Annotated in this window: 1 protein-coding gene; it reads left to right on the top strand. The window is 62.7% G+C overall.

All coding sequences use genetic code 11. From position 1 onward, the window contains the following. Window positions 1-84 precede the first annotated feature (84 nt). The coding region (locus tag AC0L20_RS40370) for a hypothetical protein (RefSeq protein ID WP_473295728.1) at window positions 85-332 on the top strand (248 nt) is incomplete at its 3' end.

Below are 332 nucleotides of genomic sequence, written 5' to 3'. Positions count from 1 at the left end.
AAGCTCAGCAGGCCGTTGAGCACCGGTGTCAACGGGCCCACCAGGTCATTCACCGCCGTGGTCAAGCCGGACACACTGCTGAGCTTGAACCTGGTCACCACACTCAACTCCGCGCTTTGCCTGCTGGGGGCCGGTTGCCAACAGCTGGACATTATTCCGGTGCCGGGTAACGTGCCGCTCAAGATCGTGCTGGATGCCGGCGGCGCCAGCACGTATGTCACCGGCTACACCTGCCCGACGGGCAGCGCGGGCACCAAGAGCCTGACCGCCCATACCGTCAACTCAATCGCGTCGCTGAATGTCGGCAATATCAGCAACGCGTTTTCCTCCAC

It is taken from the genome of Bradyrhizobium sp. Kon58, assembly GCF_055807455.1.
The sequence above is the reverse complement of the archived record's forward strand: the minus strand, read 5'-3'. Positions and strand labels throughout refer to the sequence as shown.